General features: G+C 54.9%; 14 protein-coding genes and 1 tRNA gene. 9 read left to right on the plus strand and 6 right to left on the minus strand.

Annotated features, from left to right (window positions below; all coding sequences use genetic code 11):
• The first annotated feature begins 9 nt into the window (after positions 1 to 9).
• From TH468_RS15530 to TH468_RS15535, 3 genes are all read left to right on the plus strand, one after another.
• Positions 10 to 2367 carry an ATP-binding protein gene (locus TH468_RS15530; protein ID WP_085645531.1) on the plus strand — a complete coding sequence of 786 codons (2358 nt, stop codon included), beginning with the start codon at positions 10 to 12 and terminating at the stop codon, positions 2365 to 2367.
• Positions 2368 to 2670: 303 nt separating this feature from the next.
• Positions 2671 to 2841, plus strand: a complete 171-nt coding sequence (locus tag TH468_RS21640) for a hypothetical protein (RefSeq protein ID WP_156962614.1) — start codon at positions 2671 to 2673, stop codon at positions 2839 to 2841.
• Positions 2842 to 3003: 162 nt separating this feature from the next.
• The gene (locus TH468_RS15535) at positions 3004 to 3234 is read left to right on the plus strand and encodes a hypothetical protein (RefSeq protein WP_085645532.1); all 231 of its coding nucleotides are present in this window, start codon (positions 3004 to 3006) and stop codon (positions 3232 to 3234) included.
• A 17-nt stretch (positions 3235 to 3251) separates the two neighbouring features.
• On the opposite strand, the gene pncB is transcribed toward TH468_RS15535, so the two are convergent.
• The 3 genes from pncB to TH468_RS15550 form a co-directional block, all read right to left on the minus strand.
• A complete protein-coding gene (pncB, locus tag TH468_RS15540) occupies positions 3252 to 4541 on the minus strand; it encodes a nicotinate phosphoribosyltransferase (protein ID WP_085645533.1) in 1290 nt (429 codons plus the stop codon).
• 182 nt (positions 4542 to 4723) lie between these two features.
• A complete protein-coding gene (gene gltB, locus TH468_RS15545; RefSeq protein ID WP_085645534.1) occupies positions 4724 to 9274 on the minus strand; it encodes a glutamate synthase large subunit in 4551 nt (1516 codons plus the stop codon).
• Positions 9275 to 9302: 28 nt separating this feature from the next.
• A complete protein-coding gene (locus TH468_RS15550; protein ID WP_085645535.1) occupies positions 9303 to 10733 on the minus strand; it encodes an NAD(P)-dependent oxidoreductase in 1431 nt (476 codons plus the stop codon).
• 265 nt (positions 10734 to 10998) lie between these two features.
• Between TH468_RS15550 and TH468_RS15555 the strand changes: the two genes are divergently transcribed.
• The 5 genes from TH468_RS15555 to TH468_RS15575 all read left to right on the plus strand — a co-directional run bounded on the left by TH468_RS15555 (position 10999) and on the right by TH468_RS15575 (position 13955).
• Positions 10999 to 11829, plus strand: coding sequence for an undecaprenyl-diphosphate phosphatase (locus TH468_RS15555; protein ID WP_085645598.1), 831 nt, complete (start codon positions 10999 to 11001; stop codon positions 11827 to 11829).
• Between the two features lie 65 nt (positions 11830 to 11894).
• Positions 11895 to 12443 carry a GNAT family N-acetyltransferase gene (locus TH468_RS15560; protein ID WP_246832357.1) on the plus strand — a complete coding sequence of 183 codons (549 nt, stop codon included), beginning with the start codon at positions 11895 to 11897 and terminating at the stop codon, positions 12441 to 12443.
• Between the two features lie 148 nt (positions 12444 to 12591).
• Entirely contained in the window at positions 12592 to 12909 is a 318-nt protein-coding gene (locus TH468_RS15565; protein ID WP_085645537.1) for a metalloregulator ArsR/SmtB family transcription factor, read from the plus strand.
• Positions 12906 to 13283: an SRPBCC domain-containing protein gene (locus TH468_RS15570; protein WP_085645538.1), complete on the plus strand. Its 378-nt coding sequence runs from the start codon at positions 12906 to 12908 to the stop codon at positions 13281 to 13283. The genes TH468_RS15565 and TH468_RS15570 overlap by 4 nt, the downstream gene beginning before the upstream one ends.
• 36 nt (positions 13284 to 13319) lie before the next feature.
• The gene (locus TH468_RS15575) at positions 13320 to 13955 is read left to right on the plus strand and encodes an ATP-dependent Clp protease proteolytic subunit (RefSeq protein ID WP_085645539.1); all 636 of its coding nucleotides are present in this window, start codon (positions 13320 to 13322) and stop codon (positions 13953 to 13955) included.
• Between the two features lie 9 nt (positions 13956 to 13964).
• Here the strand turns inward: TH468_RS15575 and TH468_RS15580 are convergent, their stop codons facing one another.
• The 3 genes from TH468_RS15580 to TH468_RS15590 all read right to left on the minus strand — a co-directional run bounded on the left by TH468_RS15580 (position 13965) and on the right by TH468_RS15590 (position 15144).
• Positions 13965 to 14240 carry a DUF3572 domain-containing protein gene (locus TH468_RS15580; protein ID WP_063094320.1) on the minus strand — a complete coding sequence of 92 codons (276 nt, stop codon included), beginning with the start codon at positions 14238 to 14240 and terminating at the stop codon, positions 13965 to 13967.
• A gap of 46 nt (positions 14241 to 14286) precedes the next feature.
• Positions 14287 to 14679, minus strand: coding sequence for a hypothetical protein (locus TH468_RS15585; protein WP_063094318.1), 393 nt, complete (start codon positions 14677 to 14679; stop codon positions 14287 to 14289).
• Positions 14680 to 15055: 376 nt separating this feature from the next.
• Positions 15056 to 15144, minus strand: a tRNA-Leu gene (locus tag TH468_RS15590).
• A 237-nt stretch (positions 15145 to 15381) separates the two neighbouring features.
• On the opposite strand from TH468_RS15590, the gene TH468_RS15595 reads away from it, so the two are divergent.
• Positions 15382 to 16779 carry a hypothetical protein gene (locus tag TH468_RS15595; RefSeq protein ID WP_246832358.1) on the plus strand — a complete coding sequence of 466 codons (1398 nt, stop codon included), beginning with the start codon at positions 15382 to 15384 and terminating at the stop codon, positions 16777 to 16779.
• The last annotated feature ends 46 nt before the right edge of the window (positions 16780 to 16825 follow it).

The following is a 16825-nucleotide window of genomic DNA, read 5'->3' on the forward strand; positions in this document are numbered from 1 at the left end:
GAGGTTGGCGTGAAGAAGCTTTTTGACCGCCTGTTTGGCAGTCTGGTTTTCAAGATCGGGATCGCAATTGTCATTGTCGAAACCATCCTGCTTGGCCTATTTGGTGGTTACTATGTTCAATATTTCGGTGCAGAAATTGATCGGCGGATCGCCGAACAGATCAGTGCGCCCGGCCGCCTGATTCAGGATGAACAGCTCAAGATTTCCGTCATTAGCGATCCCAAGCAGCTTGAACTGCTGTTGGGACCGCATCTGCGCGAAGCCATGGCCATAGGCTTTGATGGCACGATCTATCACGCTATGGACCCGATGCGGATCGGATCCGATATTGCCTCTGTCCCGGATTTCCCCAAAGACCGGCTTTCTGCTGATTTGCGCAGTCAGGTGCTGTTTACCACCAATGGCCCGGATGGCCGCAACATGGTCAGCATCACACCTCTGTTCAGCCTGAATGCCAACCAGCCCTTCATGTTTGCTTATTTCAAGGTTTCGACCCTCGGTCTGGAACAAAGCCAGCGACAGATGCAGTCGGTTCTGCTGATCGGCTCGGTTCTGTGCATTCTGATGACGTCGGGACTGATTTTCCTTTTCATGCAGCAAACCGTTTTGCGTCGCCTGATCACGGCCGCGCAATTTGTTTCTGAAATCCAGTTTGGAAAGCTCAGTGCCCGCTTGAAACCGGCTGGTCGCGACGAAATCGGCGCGCTTGAACGTGGCCTGAACACCATGGCCGAAAGCCTAGAGCGGCGCACCAACCAGCACCAGATCGCCCAAGAGGCCCTTCGCGATAGCGAGGAACGTTTCCGCGACTTTACCCTGTCGTCCGCCGACTGGTACTGGGAAATGGGGCCGGACCTTAAAATCGCGTTCGCATCCTACAAATTCTATCAGCTGATCGAAGAACTGAACGGCTCCCCGCAGGGTCAATCCTTTGACAAGCTGGGCCTTAAGGCAGAAACCGACCACAGTTGGAACAGTCTGGTCAAACGGCTCGAAAGTCATCTGGCATTCCAGAATTTCGAATTTTCCTGGCTCGCGCGCGACGGACAAAAACATTTCGGCCGCATCAATGGTGTGCCGGTCTTCGATCTGGATGGTTCATTCAAGGGGTATCGCGGTACCGGTAGTGACGTAACGTCACAGCACCGCGCAACCGAAGAACAACATGCCCTGCAACGTCAGCTCGCCACCTCGCAGAAACTCGAAGCCGTCGGTCAGATGGCAGGTGGCGTAGCACATGAGTTCAATAATTGTCTTGCCGGTATTCTAAGCTTTGCCGAAGTAGCACGCGCGAAAATCGATGATCCCGAACGGGTAAAGGAATATCTTGATCACGTGATTTCGCTTGGCGAACGCGCCACCAGTGTCGCCGATCAGCTTCTGATGTTTTCGCGCCGCCGGATTGATCAGCCCACCATCGTTCAGGTCGATGCCGCGATTGCCGAAATGGAAAAGCTGCTGATCACGTTACTTGAACACCGGATCGAATTGCAAATCTGGGCCAATGATGCGCCGCTATATACGCGCGTTGACCCGACACAGCTTTCGGCCTGCATACTGAACCTTGCAATCAATGCCCGCGATGCGATGCCCGATGGCGGCACATTGCAGATTTCCTGCTATGGCGCAACAGTCCCGCCTGCCGATGAACGCACCCCCGATGACGAAGATGACATCTTCCCGAAGGCGGCCGCTGGCGACTATGTCGTGGTAACCGTTCAGGATACCGGCACCGGCATACCTGCCGACATTCTTGGCAATATCTTCGAACCTTTCTTCTCGACCAAGGAACCCGGCAAGGGCACCGGGCTTGGCCTGTCGATCGTTCACAGCTGGGTCGAAGAATCGAACGGTTTTATCGATGTCGAAAGCGTCGAAGGCGAAGGCACGACGTTCTCGATCTATCTGCCGCGCTCCGAAGCCGGAAAGGTAACCGCATCCGTCCTGCAGGAAATCGATTATTTTCCCGGCAATGGTGAACGGGTTCTGATTGTTGATGATGAGCAATCCCTGCGCACGACCGCCAAGATCATTCTTGAAGATGCCGGCTTTGATGCCCTTGTTGCCCGAAGTGCCGAAGAAGCCCTGCAAATCATTACCGAATCCCAGAAATCAGATCGCATTGATGTCATTCTGACCGATGTTGTGATGTCGGGCCTGAGCGGGCCACAACTTGCGATCGAGGCACAGCGTCAATATCCCGATCTGGCCGTTGTCTTCATGTCGGGCTATCCGGCACGGACACGCAAGGAAATGGAAAAGATGCTGGGCGACTATATCTTTGTCAAAAAGCCGTTCCGCCCGGCACAATTGCAAAAAGCCATTCACGAGGCCCTGGCCCATAAAACCGAACGCCAGCGTCTTTAGAAACCTTGTTCGATTCGTTCAAGCTTACCAATGTTCTGGTTTTCCGCACGGCAAGCCCCCGCACGCAAAAATTTTATTAATCCAGCCACAGATAACCCATTGATATTGAACGGCTCACAAAAATGTCATCAGGTTAGAATGCCGTATTGTGACCGCTGTCACTTTAAAAGTTTTAATCGAAACCTAATCTTTCAGACAGAAGCAGCAATATCTGATTTTACAGATACTCAACTTCACGAAATTTGAGGTGAGGACACAATGGTCGGTTCAGTAGGTTCAGGACTGAGTTCAGCAGCTCAAGCCGTGAGTAACGCAATCACACCCGGAACTGGTGTATCTGCGCCGCTTGATGCGGCAATGTCTGCAACCAAGAAGGCACAAGGCCTTACCGAAATGATTGGGTCGATTATCACCGACTATCAGCCACTTGAAACCAGCGGCCCACGTGGCACCCGCGTCAATCTTCTAGCGTGATTTTCCCTCTCGTTAGCTTCCTTGGGGTGGTTTTGACCACCCCTTTTTCTGTGTGCATCCCTATCCACAGCGGTCCCACCCGCTACCCGCTACCCGCTTCAACGTCATGACAAAACCCGTTGATCATGCTAATCTTTTTGCAGTTTCAGAACAGATAAACTCATGGCAACCAACCGGATCGGCAGTAGTGCTACGCAGACGGGTCTTCACGACGCCCGGTCCATGCCGCAAGGCGTGCCTTCGGGTGCGCGTGGCCGCGTTGCCGCGAACATGGATCAACCATCATCCGACAGCTTCATCGCCGCCCAGCTTGCCCGTCTGCGCAATCTGATCGCCGCCGACCAGATTGACCACAATGCGCGACGCGGGACATATCTGAACATTGTCCTTTGATCAGGCCTTATCCCGGCCTACCCTTGCATTGTGGGATGACCAAAAACCCGGATGTAACGTTCGACCAGCCTGGGATCGCCCGAAATCTTTTCCGGATTGTCTGAAAGCTTGACCGCCGGATGACCATTGGCACTTGTCACCTTGCACACCAGCGACATCGGCTCAAGCCCCTGTTCGCCCGCCGGATCACAACCGCGAAAATCATTGGTCAGGTTCGTGCCCCAGCCAAAGCTCATACGGACCCGGCCATGGAAATGCAGATAGGTTTCGATAATCGCATCAATGTCGAGATTGTCTGAAAAGACCAGAAGCTTCTCGCGCGGGTCCCTGCCGTGTTCTTCCCACCATCGAATGATCTGTTCACCACCTTCAATCGGCGGCGCACTATCGGGACGAAAGCCGGTCCAGTCCGCCAACCAGTCGGGCGCGCCTTTAAGAAACGCCGCCGTTCCATATGTATCGGGCAACGCGATCAGAAGATTACCGCTATAATGCTGGCGCCATTGCTCAAGCACGCGATAAGGCGACGCAGCAAGTTCTTCATCGGTTTTGGAGATTGCCGCCTCAACCATCGGCAATTCGTGGGCGTTGGTGCCAATCGCTTCAATATCGGCCGTCATCGCCAGCAACACATTCGATGTACCGATAAACCGGCTGCCAATCCCCTCTTTCAGAGCCTCGACACACCAACGCTGCCACAAAAAACCATGCCGTCGCCGGGTGCCGAAATCGGCAAGAACAAGGTCCGGCAAATCGCGAAGCCGTTCAACTTTTTCCCAAAGCTTGGCCTTGGCACGCGCATACAGTACATCAAGTTCAAACCGCCCGCGATTGCGCAACACAGCACGCGACCGCAATTCGGTAATGATCGCAAGGGCCGGTGTTTCCCACATCGAACTATGTGTCCATGGCCCCGTAAAATGCAGCTCAAACTGCCCGTCGATCTTGCGTAATTCATATTCCGGCAATTGGAAATCGCCAAGCCAGCGAATAAATTCGGGCTTGAACATATGGTTGCGCCCGTAAAATGTCGCCCCCGCCAGCCAGATCAGTTCCTGGCGGGTAAAACGCAGGCTGCATGCATGGTCAAGCTGCGCGCGTAATTCATCTTCATCAATGATATCGCCAAGCCTTATATGATGGCTGCGATTGATCAGCGAAAAGGTAACGTCCACACTTGGATGTTCCTGCCAGATCGCCTGCAACATCAGAAGCTTGTAAAAATCCGTGTCCAGCAGGCTGCGGATGATCGGATCAAGCTTGAAATTGTGGTTATAGGTCCGTGTGGCAATGTCGGTAACGGTCATGAACCACCTGTCAGATTGGCAAAGATGTTCGCTTTGACATAAGTATCAATGTCCCCCGGCGAAAGCACCCCCCTGCAAACATCCCGACCGGCAAAAAAAAGAAGCCCCGTACAGAGTACGGGGCCAGTTTGTTTGTCCGGGTGTATGGACAAGGGAGCTTGCGCAAAAGCGTGAAAAAGGGTTCACGCAGTTGCCTGGTTTTCGCTCATCGAGCGAATGGGGTTTTCCAGCTTGTCGACGATCTCTTTCGGCACGATCTGCCAGAAATTGCCGCGTTCGCGATCCCAATTGTCTAGGATGGTGCGCGCAAAACCGCTGTCGGTTTCTGCAACATGCTCTTCAATCAGCGAACGACAGACTTCGTCCCAATGCTGGGTTTCAATACGCTGGTACAGGATGGATCCATCATTGACGACATCCCCGAAGGTACCTTCAACGTCATAGATGAACGCCATGCCACCGGTCATGCCGGCACCGAAGTTCTCACCGACCGAGCCAAGGATCACGGCCGCGCCGCCGGTCATGTATTCACAACCGTTCGAACCACATCCTTCAACCACGACCGTCGCGCCCGAGTTACGAACGCAGAAACGTTCCCCGGCCTGACCCGCCGCAAACAGCTTACCAGCCGTTGCACCATAAAGGATGGTGTTACCGATAATCGTGTTTTCGTTGGTCTTGAGCGGGCTTGACGGCCGCGGGCGCAAGACGATGGTACCGCCCGAAAGACCCTTGCCGACATAATCGTTGGCATCGCCCTGAACTTCGATTTTCAATCCCTGAACCGCAAACGCGCCCAGTGACTGACCGGCAGAACCGCGCAAACGCACATGCAGATGGCCCGGTTTCAGGCCGGTCATGCCATATTTCTGCGTGATCAGCGACGAAATACGCGTCCCGATAGCACGCTGCGTGTTCTGAATGTTGTATTGCAGCTGCATCTTCTCGCCGTCTTCAAGCAATGCACGTGCATCCTTGATCATCTGGGCGTCAAGCGTATCGGGCACCTCGTTACGGCCTTCAATCGTGCAGTAACGCTTGTGATCACCGGCATCGGCCTGTGCAAGCAGCGGGTTCAGGTCAAGGTCAACAAGGTCCTTCGCACCGCGATGAACCTGCTGCAACAGGTCCGAACGACCGATGATTTCCTGCAGGTTGTCATAGCCAAGCTCGGCCAGGATATCCTTGACCTCTTCGGCCATGAAGGTGAACAGGTTGACCAGCTTGTCCGCCGTACCGACGAACTTGGCACGCAATGCCGGGTCCTGTGTACAAACGCCAACCGGGCAGGTGTTCGAATGGCATTGACGCACCATGATACAGCCAAGCGCGATCAGGGACGCGGTACCGATACCGAATTCTTCCGCCCCCAGCATCGCACCGATCACCACGTCGCGGCCGGTTTTGAACCCGCCATCAACACGCAGTTTCACCTTGCTGCGCAGGTTGTTCAGCGTCAGAACCTGATTAACTTCCGAAAGGCCCATTTCCCACGGAATACCGGCATATTTGATCGAGGTCTGCGGGCTGGCACCGGTACCGCCATCATAACCTGAAATCAGGATGACGTCGGCCTTTGCCTTTGCCACACCGGCCGCAATCGTGCCGACCCCCGAACGCGACACCAGCTTGACGCAAACGCGGCAACGCGGGTTGATCTGTTTCAGGTCATAGATCAGCTGCGCCAGATCTTCGATGGAATAAATATCGTGATGCGGCGGCGGCGAAATCAGGGTCACACCCGGCGTCGCATGACGCAGCTGTGCGATTTCAACCGTGACCTTGAAGCCCGGAAGCTGACCACCTTCGCCCGGTTTTGCACCCTGGGCGACCTTAATCTGGATTTCTTCACAGTTGTTCAGATATTCGGCAGTCACACCGAAACGACCCGATGCCACCTGCTTGATTGATGAACGAGCATTATCCCCGTTCGAACGCGGACGGAAACGTTCACGCGATTCACCGCCCTCGCCAGAGTTCGATTTTGCACCGATGCGGTTCATCGCAATCGCCAGTGCCTCGTGGGCCTCGGTCGAAAGCGCACCGTGGGACATGCCCGGGGTAACGAACCGTTTGCGGATTTCGGTGATGCTTTCAACCTGCTCCTGACGAACCGGCTTACGGTCGGAACGGAAATCAAGCAAATCACGAAGATGAAGCGGTTCACGCGAACGAAGCCCTTCCGAAAACTTGCGGAAGGTATTGTACGACCCCGTGGTGACGGATGACTGCAACGTATGGATCAGCGGACCGGTCCAGACATGGCGTTCACCCGAACGGCGATATTTGTAAAGACCACCGACCGGAAGGGTCACAACATTGCCGTTAAACGCTTCCTTGTGCTGGGCAATGCAACGACGCTGGATACCCTGAAGACCAATACCCGAAATGCGCGACGGCATGCCAGGGAAGAATTCCGCCACCAGCGACCGCGACAGGCCGATACTTTCAAAGTTATAGCCACCGCGATAGGAACTGATGATCGAAATGCCCATCTTGGACATGATCTTGAGCAGTCCGGCATCAATCGCCGCCTTGAAACGCTGCATGACTTCGGCCGTGCTGCCGACATTGGGGAACAGCCCGCGCGCATAACGGTCCAGAAGACCTTCCTGCGCCAGATAGGCGTTCACCGTCGTCGCACCTACACCGATCAGAACCGCAAAGTAATGCACATCCATGCATTCCGCCGAACGGACGTTAAGCGAGATATAGGTACGCAGCGACGTTTTCACGAGATAGCTGTGCACACCACCCGTCGCCAGAACCATCGGGATTGCCGCACGCTCGGCCGAAATGCCCTCGTCAGTCAGGATGATATGAAGCGCGCCACCACGAACGGCTTCTTCGGCTTCGCGCTGGATGCGGGTAATCGCATCGCGCAGTGCTGACGCGCCGCCATTAATGTCGAACGTGGTGTCGATTTCGACCGCCGTATCGCCCATATAGCCGCGCATTGCGTCATACTCGGCATTGGTCAGAACCGGGCTTTCAAGCTGAAGCAGGTCACACTGGCTTTCATCCTCGTCAAGGATGTTGCCAAGGTTGCCAAGGCGCGTTTTCAGGCTCATGACGCGGGCTTCGCGCAAAGAGTCAATCGGCGGGTTGGTCACCTGCGAAAAGTTCTGGCGGAAGAAGTGATGCAAACCGCGATACCGATCCGACAGGATCGCAAGCGGGGTATCATCCCCCATCGAGCCAATGGCTTCCTTGCCGTCTTCACCCATCGGATGCAGGATCAGTTCAAGGTCTTCGTGCGTAAGACCCATTGCCTTCTGCAACCGCAGAAGCGCTTCCTTGCCGAGGCGCGCGGGTTCAGTGTGCTCCGGCGAAATCAGGTCATCAAGCACCTTGGTGCGACCCACCCATTTCGACCAGTCACGACGGTTCGCAAGCTTATCCTTAAGCTCGCTGTCATGGTACAGCTTGCCTTCTTCAAGATTAATGGCAATCATCTGCCCCGGGCCAAGCCGCCCTTTTTCAAGGCAGCTTTCCTCATCGATATGCACCATGCCTGCTTCGGAACCGGCAATCAGAAGACCATTGCCCGTCACCGCATAACGCAGCGGACGAAGACCATTGCGGTCGGTACCACCCATCAGCCACTTGCCGCCATAAGCTGCCAGTGCCGCCGGGCCGTCCCAAGGTTCCATCACCGCGTTGCAATAGGCATAAAGGTTTTTATAGCTGTCCGGCGTCGATGCCTTTTTCGACCATGCTTCGGGGACCATCATGGTTTTCACCATCGGCAGGTCACGACCGGCACGCACCATCAGTTCGAACACGGCATCAAGGGCGGCCGAGTCCGATGAACCCGGCTGAATGACCGGTTTCAGGTCTTCGATGGTGTCGGAAAATGCCTCGTGCGCCATGCGGGCTTCGTGGCTTTTCATCCAGTTGACGTTACCGCGCAGCGTGTTGATCTCGCCATTATGGGCCAGAACACGGAACGGCTGCGCCAACGGCCAGCTCGGGAAGGTGTTGGTCGAATAACGCTGATGATAGACGCAGAAATTCGAAACAAACCGCTCGTCACGCAAATCCGGATAGAAAATATCGACCTGCTCGGCAAGGAACATGCCCTTGTAGATGATCGAACGGCACGACATCGAACAGATATAGAAATCCTTGATCGCTTCAGACAGGACCGCTTTCTCGACACGACGACGGATGGTGTAAAGATCGACCTCGAACTGGTCTTCATCAACGTCACCCCGCGCACCGATCAGAACCTGTTCGATTTCAGGCCGCGTCTGGTTGGCTTTTTCACCGACAACCGAAACATCCACCGGAACCTGACGCCAACCAAGAATGCCGTAACCCTGTTTCAGGATTTCGGTTTCAACGATGGCACGGCAACGTTCCTGTGCCGACATATCGATACGCGGCAGGAATACCTGACCAACCGCAATCAGGCTTTCCGGGGCTTCCTGATTGATAACCTTCAGATACGCCTTGAAGAAATCCTGCGGGATTTGCAGGTGAATGCCTGCGCCATCGCCGGTTTTGCCGTCGGCATCAACCGCACCACGGTGCCAGATGGCTTTCAGCGCTTCGATACCGGCTTCAACAACCTCGCGACGCGGCTTGCCATCAATCGCCCCGACAAGACCCACACCACAGTTGGCATGTTCTTCGGCCGGGTCATACATGCCGTGCGCCGACAGATATTCGGCATTCTTTTCAAAACGGGCGATCTCTTGCGCGCCACGGTCATGAATAATCTTGTTCATAACTCTCTCTCCTAATGCGGCAGCGGGCTTAAGCAGCAGCTTCTTTGCGCGCCAGCAGATATTCATCGATCCGGTCAGCCGCATCGCGACCGTCACGGATGGCCCAGACCACCAGCGACGCACCGCGCGCAATATCACCGGCGGCAAAAACGCCATCCAGATTGGTCATCATCGAGCGGAAATCGATTTTAACCGTGCCCCAGCGTGACACACCCAATTCCGGTGCCTCGAACATGTTCGGCAGGTCTTCCGGTTCGAAACCAAGGGCCAGGATGACCATATCGGCATCCATGGTGTAGTTCGAACCTTCGATAAGTTCCGGGCTCTGACGGCCACCGGCATCCGGGGCACCAAGGCGCATCTTAACCGCACGCACACCGGTCACCTTGTCGTCGCCAACAAAGGCTTCCGGGTTGGTCAGCCAGACAAATTCAACGCCTTCTTCCTCGGCATTGGCCACTTCGCGCTGGGATCCCGGCATATTCGCACGGTCACGGCGATAAAGACATTTGACCGACTTCGCACCCTGACGGATCGCGGTACGGACACAGTCCATGGCCGTATCGCCACCGCCAATAACGACAACGTTTTTGTCTTTGGCATTCAGCGTGCCATCGTCATAGGCGGCAACCGTGTCGCCAAGGCCGATGCGGTTCGAGGTGGTCAGATATTCAAGTGCTGGATAGATATTGCCAAGACCAACACCGGGCAGCTTCAGATCGCGGGACTTGTAAACACCCGTGGCGATCAGAACGCTGTCATGTTTGCGGCGCAGTTCATCAAGCGTCGCGTCGCGGCCAACCTCGAATTCGGTGTGCATGACGACACCACCTTCTTCAAGCAGCTTCACCCGGCGTTCAACGATATGTTTTTCAAGCTTGAAGCCCGGAATCCCGTAAACCAGCAACCCGCCCATGCGGTCATAGCGGTCATAGATATGGACTTCATACCCTTTAAGACGCAGCTGTTCGGCCGCAGCCATACCAGCCGGACCACCACCGATGATACCGACCGACATGCCATTTTCCTGCGTCGGCTTCGGCGCCTTGACCCAGCCATTCGCAAAGGCGGTATCAGTAATGTATTTCTCGACCGACCCAATCGTGACCGCACCATGCGTTGACTGTTCGATCACGCAATTGCCTTCACACAGGCGATCCTGCGGGCAGATGCGGCCGGTCACTTCGGGCATGTTGTTGGTGGCCGCCGAAATGGCATAGGCTTCTTCCATGCGACCTTCGGTCGTCAGGCGCAGCCAGTCCGGGATGTTATTATACAAAGGACAATGGGCCTGACAGAACGGCACACCACATTGCGAGCAGCGCGCGGACTGGTCAGCCGCAGCTTCTGTCTCGAAACCTTCGTAAATTTCATTGAAGTCCGTGCGACGCTCGGATGCTTCTCTCTTGTGCGGATATTTTTGTTCAAGATGAACAAACTTCAGCATCTTTTCTGTCATAGCGGCCCTCTAAAAGGGTTTTATGTTGCGGGTTGGCATTTGTATACGCGCCACTTTTGCAAGAATCCAGCACAAAATGCATGATAGGTCAATATTACTGACCATTATATCCCCAAATAAAATCAGGGCATCGGGAATTTCGGGATTTAAAGCGCTGAAAGAAAGTTTCATTAGTACCATAATGGTACTATTAATGCATTTCGTCTGTTTGCGCTAAGCTGCTATAAGCGGTGAGTTTTTGCCGATAACAGCGATCGAGGCCGGGGTGACGTTACAACATATAATTCTTCTGGCAGTCATCCAGGGGATCACGGAATTCCTGCCCATCAGTTCATCGGGTCACCTGATCCTCACACCTGCCCTGACAGGTGCGGCAGATCAGGGTTTGTTGGTAGATGTTGCCGTTCATGTCGGCACACTGGCAGCTGTTCTGATCTATTTCTGGCGTGATGTTTTCGCGATGATCGGCGGATTCTTCTTCCTTCTGTCCGGCCGGATCAATCCCGGCGCCCGACTCGCGCTGCACATCATCCTTGCCACCATCCCGGTCGTCGCGGTCGGCTTCTACCTGAAAGTTTCCGGGATCGAAGAACAACTGCGCTCGGTCGAAATCATCGCCTGGACCACGCTTGGCTTTGGCATCGTGCTTTGGGTTGCCGACAAGATCGGCATGACGATCAACCGGCTTGAACACATGCGTTGGGGCGGGGCTCTTTTCATCGGCCTCGCACAGGTTCTTGCTCTTGTTCCGGGTACCAGCCGTTCGGGCATCACCATGACGGCCGCACGCCTGATGGGGTATGAACGCGCCGATGCCGCACAGTTTTCCATGCTGCTGTCGATTCCGGTCATTCTGGGCGCGGGTCTTCTGGCCGGTATCGACCTGCAACAGTCGGGCGACATGGCTTTGACGATGGATGTTCTTCTCGCCGCGGGTCTGTCCTTCATCACGGCTCTGATCGCCATCGCCATGCTCATGAACTGGCTTAAACGCTCCACCTTCACGCCGTTTGCGATCTATCGCATCCTTCTGGGCGGCGGCTTGCTGGTGTGGATTTATGGCTATGGCGGCGGTCCGATCCCGTTCCTTGGGTAATCCACCGTCAAGACAGCCTGCCATTGCGCCACTGACCGACTAACCGACTGGCTAAGTGATCGACCATGCCTGCCCGAATGTTTCTTCGTCCGATTGATCCTGTTGTCGACGGTGCGGCTCTCCACGTCATTTTTGGTGATCCGGAATGCTGCACATGGCTTCCCGAACCGGCCTTTGCATCGGTCGCGGATACCATCGCAAAGCTCAAACACTGGAACAGCGGCTTTGAAAAGACGTCATGGGCGGTTGCCGCGTCGCCGGATGGCCCGGCCCTTGGCCGCATCGCCCTTTATAATACCGGCGATGACCCAAACGTGTGGGAAGCCGCCTGTATGATTTCCCCTGCGGCACGCGGGCAAAACCTCGCTGCGCGGGCCTTGTCCCATGCCATTGGGTATCTCTTTGAAACCACGACCGCGCGCCGCATCTTTGCCGATATCGATCCGGACAACATTGCATCAATCCGGGTATTCGAAAAACTGGGCTTTACCCGCGAAGGTCAGCTTCGCGGGACCTGGAACACACATATCGGCATTCGTGATTCGGTGATCTACGGATTGATGAAAACAGACCCACAACCCGATATCGGCCCGGCCCCCATCGTCATTGCATGACCCCGGCCTGACGCCACGACCGACGAATACTAAATTCAGACCGATTGCACAATGCGCACCGGTTTCCCATAACCGGCAACCGGCGTTGCACCTTTTCGTCTCTAATTTACCTTGCCCAAACACATAAGTCTGTGCTTATGTGTTTTACATGATGGAAAACGATATATTCAAAGCACTGGCCGACCCGACCCGGCGCACAATTTTTGAAAAGCTTGCCAGCAACCAAAGCATGAATGCCAGTGCCCTTCGCAACGGCATGAGCATCAGCCAGCCAGCCATGTCCCAGCATCTGGCCGTCCTCCGTCAGGCAAAGCTGGTGGACGAAGAACGACAGGGACGCTTCGTCCATTACCGCGTCAATCCCGATGGGCTGGCGCTGATTGTTCAATGGGTCGCCCGATACAGCACCTTCTGGCCCGACCGGATAGATGCCCTGCGCCAGACCTTAAAGGAGATGGACCAGTGACTGACAGCAAGACACGCACTGCCAAACCCAAAAAGCCTAAAGCTTCCAGACACCTTGAATTTGAATTCAGACTGGATGCGCCGAAGGAAAAGGTCTGGCGGGCAATCAGTATTCCCGAAATTCGCGAACGCTGGTTACCCGACACCAATTTGCGTAATGCCAAACCGATACGGCAAATTCCCGACGAAGAAGTGACCTATCAGATGCGCGATACCAATCCACCCCATCTGGAAAGCGTGGTGACCTTTCACCTCACGCAATCTGGCGAAAACAGCACCTGCCTGCGCATCATCCACCAATTGACCGATGCAAAATGTCTGACCCCGGCGAAGGCAGCCAACAGCAACAGTGCGGAAATGATGTGCGCGGCCTGACGCCGCCTCACCCGATCTCGAACCCGGAGCCCCTCGATGCGCGACATGATGCAACTGATCCCGATGGTGGTTGAACAGACCAGTGCTGGCGAACGGTCCTTTGACATTTTTTCTCGACTTTTGCGCGAAAGGATCATTTTCCTCAATGGCGAAGTAAATGACACGATCTCATCGCTTGTCTGTGCGCAATTGCTGTTCCTCGAAGCCGAAAACCCCAAAAAACCGATCAACCTTTATATCAATTCTCCGGGGGGTGTCGTCACCAGTGGCATGGCGATGTATGACACGATGCGTTACATAAAGGCGCCTGTTCATACTCTATGCATGGGCACCGCACGGTCCATGGGATCGTTCCTGCTGATGGCAGGCGAACCGGGCCACCGCGCTGCCCTGCCCAATGCCAGCCTGCATGTGCATCAACCGCTGGGTGGTTTTCAGGGCCAGGCATCGGATGTCCTGATCCACGCCGAAGAAATGCGCCTGACCAAACAGCGCATTATCTCGCTTTATGCCAAACATTGCGGTCGCAGTTACGAGGAAGTGGAACGCACGCTGGACCGAGACCGTTTCATGACCGCAGATCAGGCTCTGGAATGGGGTCTGATTGATCAGGTACTCGAACATCACGGTGCCAATGACGATGACGCAGCCAGATCGACAACAGATACCTGATTTGGCGCATTAATCCTGCCAGATCGGTCCGCCCGAAAGGATGATTTGCGCCCGCGCCGGGTCTTCCGGCGCATAGCCGCTATCGTCGACAAAACGCATCAGGAACGGCTCATGCGACATTAAAAAATCAATCGCGCCCAATTGAACTTCATTGCTGGTAATCCCGGCTTTCAGGTCATCAAGTCCCATACCGGTCTGGGCAAAAAGCCCCTCCAGCAACTCGTCATCACCGGCAATAAACGCGATTGCCCGGATGGCAAGCGTTTCGGCTGCTTCCTTGTTCATTGTCCATCTGCCCTTTACCGCATGACCGGCCTGTTGACCCAAAGTACTAGCTGAACCACTTCGCCTTGGCCAAGGCGCGCCAGACAACCAGCCCGGCAATCACGATCAATACCGTGCCAATCATACCAAAATTCTGCCCCAGCAACACGACAAGTCCCCAGAACCCGATGGTTCCGAACCCGACCGCAAGGGCCAAAAACGCCGATTTTGTAAGGCTGTCCTGATTTTTCTGGGCGGCTTCCGCCCGCTTGAGCTCGTCAACAATCTCGTACCAGGCAATCTGTTGCCAGCGGGAATATTTAAGACCCTTGCGCGGACCTTTGCGCAGAAACTCGTCAAGCAACTTGACGATATTGTTTGCACGCTCCTCGGGCACGACATATTTGCCGAACCGCTCCTTCTTGCGCGGGCCTTCGTCTTCACTACCGATATCGTTCACCCAACCACTCCGAAAGCTGCCCGTTTTCGGGCCATGTCATCGGTCATAAGCGTTTCTGATTTATATCCGGTAAATCAGAAACGCCATGATAACGATCACACGGCACTTCATGTCCAGCAAAGGATTGCAGGAGAAAGGTCACGGCAGAAACCAGACGGTTGGAAATATCCAGGCTCAGGCAACGACCATTGCGGTAATTGCGATCACGCCAAATGCAAGAAGATGGATCATCATTTTCTCCTGTTGCTAGGGACATTCGTCCCGGCCAAACGTATGCGTCTTACGTTTGTTCATAATCCCTAAGCTGCAAAACAGGTAATTTGATGGCGCAATTCCGCGCCAAAAACGGCGATCAAACAATCGTGACTGGGGAATATGGTGCGGGCGGCCGGACTTGAACCGGCAAGGTCTTTAAGGACCGGCGGATTTTAAGTCCGCTGCGTATACCAATTTCGCCACGCCCGCAAAGCGCTTACAAGGTTGGTGTCCAACCGGCAGAACAGGGTTCTAGCGCGGCTTTAAAAACGGCGCAATACCGGAATGCCCGATTTTATCAATCCGCAAAAGCCGAAATCCGATGCCATCGCACAAAAGCGAATACGGCATTGCGACATAATTGCCTGTCTTTCACCACATTACCCCCATTTTTCCGCGGCACGGTTGCAACGATCCCTTAGGAATCAACAGGCGACCCGGTTGAACGTGAAGAGGCACAGCGACATTTCACTGGCTATCTCAGCATGTCTGGCACTTGCCATGCTTGGCCTTTTGCTGCGTCACGAAATCGTCCCGAATGCCAATGCCGAAGATGACGGCTCCGGTCGCCCCGATGCCCCGATTTTGCGCAGCGAAACACTGAACCGCGCCGCCAACCAGCAACGCCATATCGACCGCCTGTATGACAAGATGGAAAATGACCTGCTGGGCAGCACGATCGGCCCCCTGTTTCTTGACGATTCTGTCCCCGCGCCTGAACAGCCACCCAATGCCCTTGCGCTTGGCACCGGGAATGCGACCACGATTGAAACCTTTGGCGGGCGCTCGGCACTGGCATCCATCGCCAAGAAACTGGATTTCGATACCGCAAATGGCACCTTTCCCAACCAGACCCGCAGCGGTGCAACCCCGATCAGCCTGTGGGTCCATGGCAGCCAGACCGACATCGAAAACCGGGTTACCGATACCGGCTATAACCCGAACCTCAGCGGCGACGTCATTTCAATTGATACCGGGGTCGATTATCTGGTGGATGACAGCCTGATCATCGGGCTTGGCGTTGGCTGGGGCAGCACACTGAGCGAGGCCGCCGCCCGTCAGGTACTCTACCGGGAAAATAACGTCACCTTTTCCCCGTATTTCGTATCGCGCATGACCGAATGGCTTAACATTCGCGGCAGTTTGGGGGTGGGCAGCAGTACCATCACCCAGTCTGCGATTGATGGCGGCCCGGATAATCTCAGTTACGCCGAAAATCTTGAAAGTTCGACACTATCAAGCTCGATCGGTTTTGGTGCCGAATACGATCTCGGCTTCGTGCCAGTCACAGTAAGCCTCGATGGCGACATCATCACCGCCCGCGAGGAATTTGAAAGTGCGCGCGGTGCCGACGGGTCACTGATCCCTGCCCGAACCGCCCTGACCCAGCTTTTCGATAGCACCGCAGAAGCACGCTATAACCTTGTCCTTGGCGACCATAGCCTTGTGCCATTTGCCGGGCAGGATCAGACCGTCACCCTGATGAATCAGGGCTATGGCCGATCCACCAATCGCCGTTATTTTGTCGGCACCGAATATGTCTATGACCCCTGGCATATCGGCGCATCCGTCGAAGGATTCCGCGAATTTTCCCCCAATACCGATCCTCTCGAAGGGGTGCGTTCCGAAATCAGCCTCAGTTCCGAACTTCCCTATGGTTACGGGGTTCTAAGCCCCTATGTGACAAGTGAAAATACCAGTACCTATTCACAGGTAGGCGGCGGCATCACCCATAATTGGGGCGGCATCCCCGGCCAGATGAGTCTCGAAGTGCAGCGCAAACTGACCTTCGCAACCGAACACAACAACATGTCTGGCCTGATGACCGTCCGGTTCAATTTCTGATGCTTTCCTTACGGCTTTGCTATGTTGTGGCTTGGCGTTACCGAGC

It is taken from the genome of Thalassospira sp. MCCC 1A03138 (genome assembly GCF_002115785.1).
In the GTDB taxonomy this organism is placed as follows: Bacteria; Pseudomonadota; Alphaproteobacteria; order Rhodospirillales; family Thalassospiraceae; genus Thalassospira.

Bases quoted from the DNA above. Each gene is read 5' to 3' on its own strand.
- TH468_RS15535 (WP_085645532.1), top strand. From the start codon at position 3,004: ATGGCAACCAACCGGATCGGCAGTAGTGCTACGCAGACGGGTCTTCAC.
- pncB (WP_085645533.1), bottom strand. From the start codon at position 4,541: ATGACCGTTACCGACATTGCCACACGGACCTATAACCACAATTTCAAG.
- gltB (WP_085645534.1), bottom strand. From the start codon at position 9,274: ATGAACAAGATTATTCATGACCGTGGCGCGCAAGAGATCGCCCGTTTT.
- TH468_RS15550 (WP_085645535.1), bottom strand. From the start codon at position 10,733: ATGACAGAAAAGATGCTGAAGTTTGTTCATCTTGAACAAAAATATCCG.
- TH468_RS15560 (WP_246832357.1), top strand. From the start codon at position 11,895: ATGCCTGCCCGAATGTTTCTTCGTCCGATTGATCCTGTTGTCGACGGT.
- TH468_RS15565 (WP_085645537.1), top strand. From the start codon at position 12,592: ATGATGGAAAACGATATATTCAAAGCACTGGCCGACCCGACCCGGCGC.
- TH468_RS15575 (WP_085645539.1), top strand. From the start codon at position 13,320: ATGCGCGACATGATGCAACTGATCCCGATGGTGGTTGAACAGACCAGT.
- TH468_RS15580 (WP_063094320.1), bottom strand. From the start codon at position 14,240: ATGAACAAGGAAGCAGCCGAAACGCTTGCCATCCGGGCAATCGCGTTT.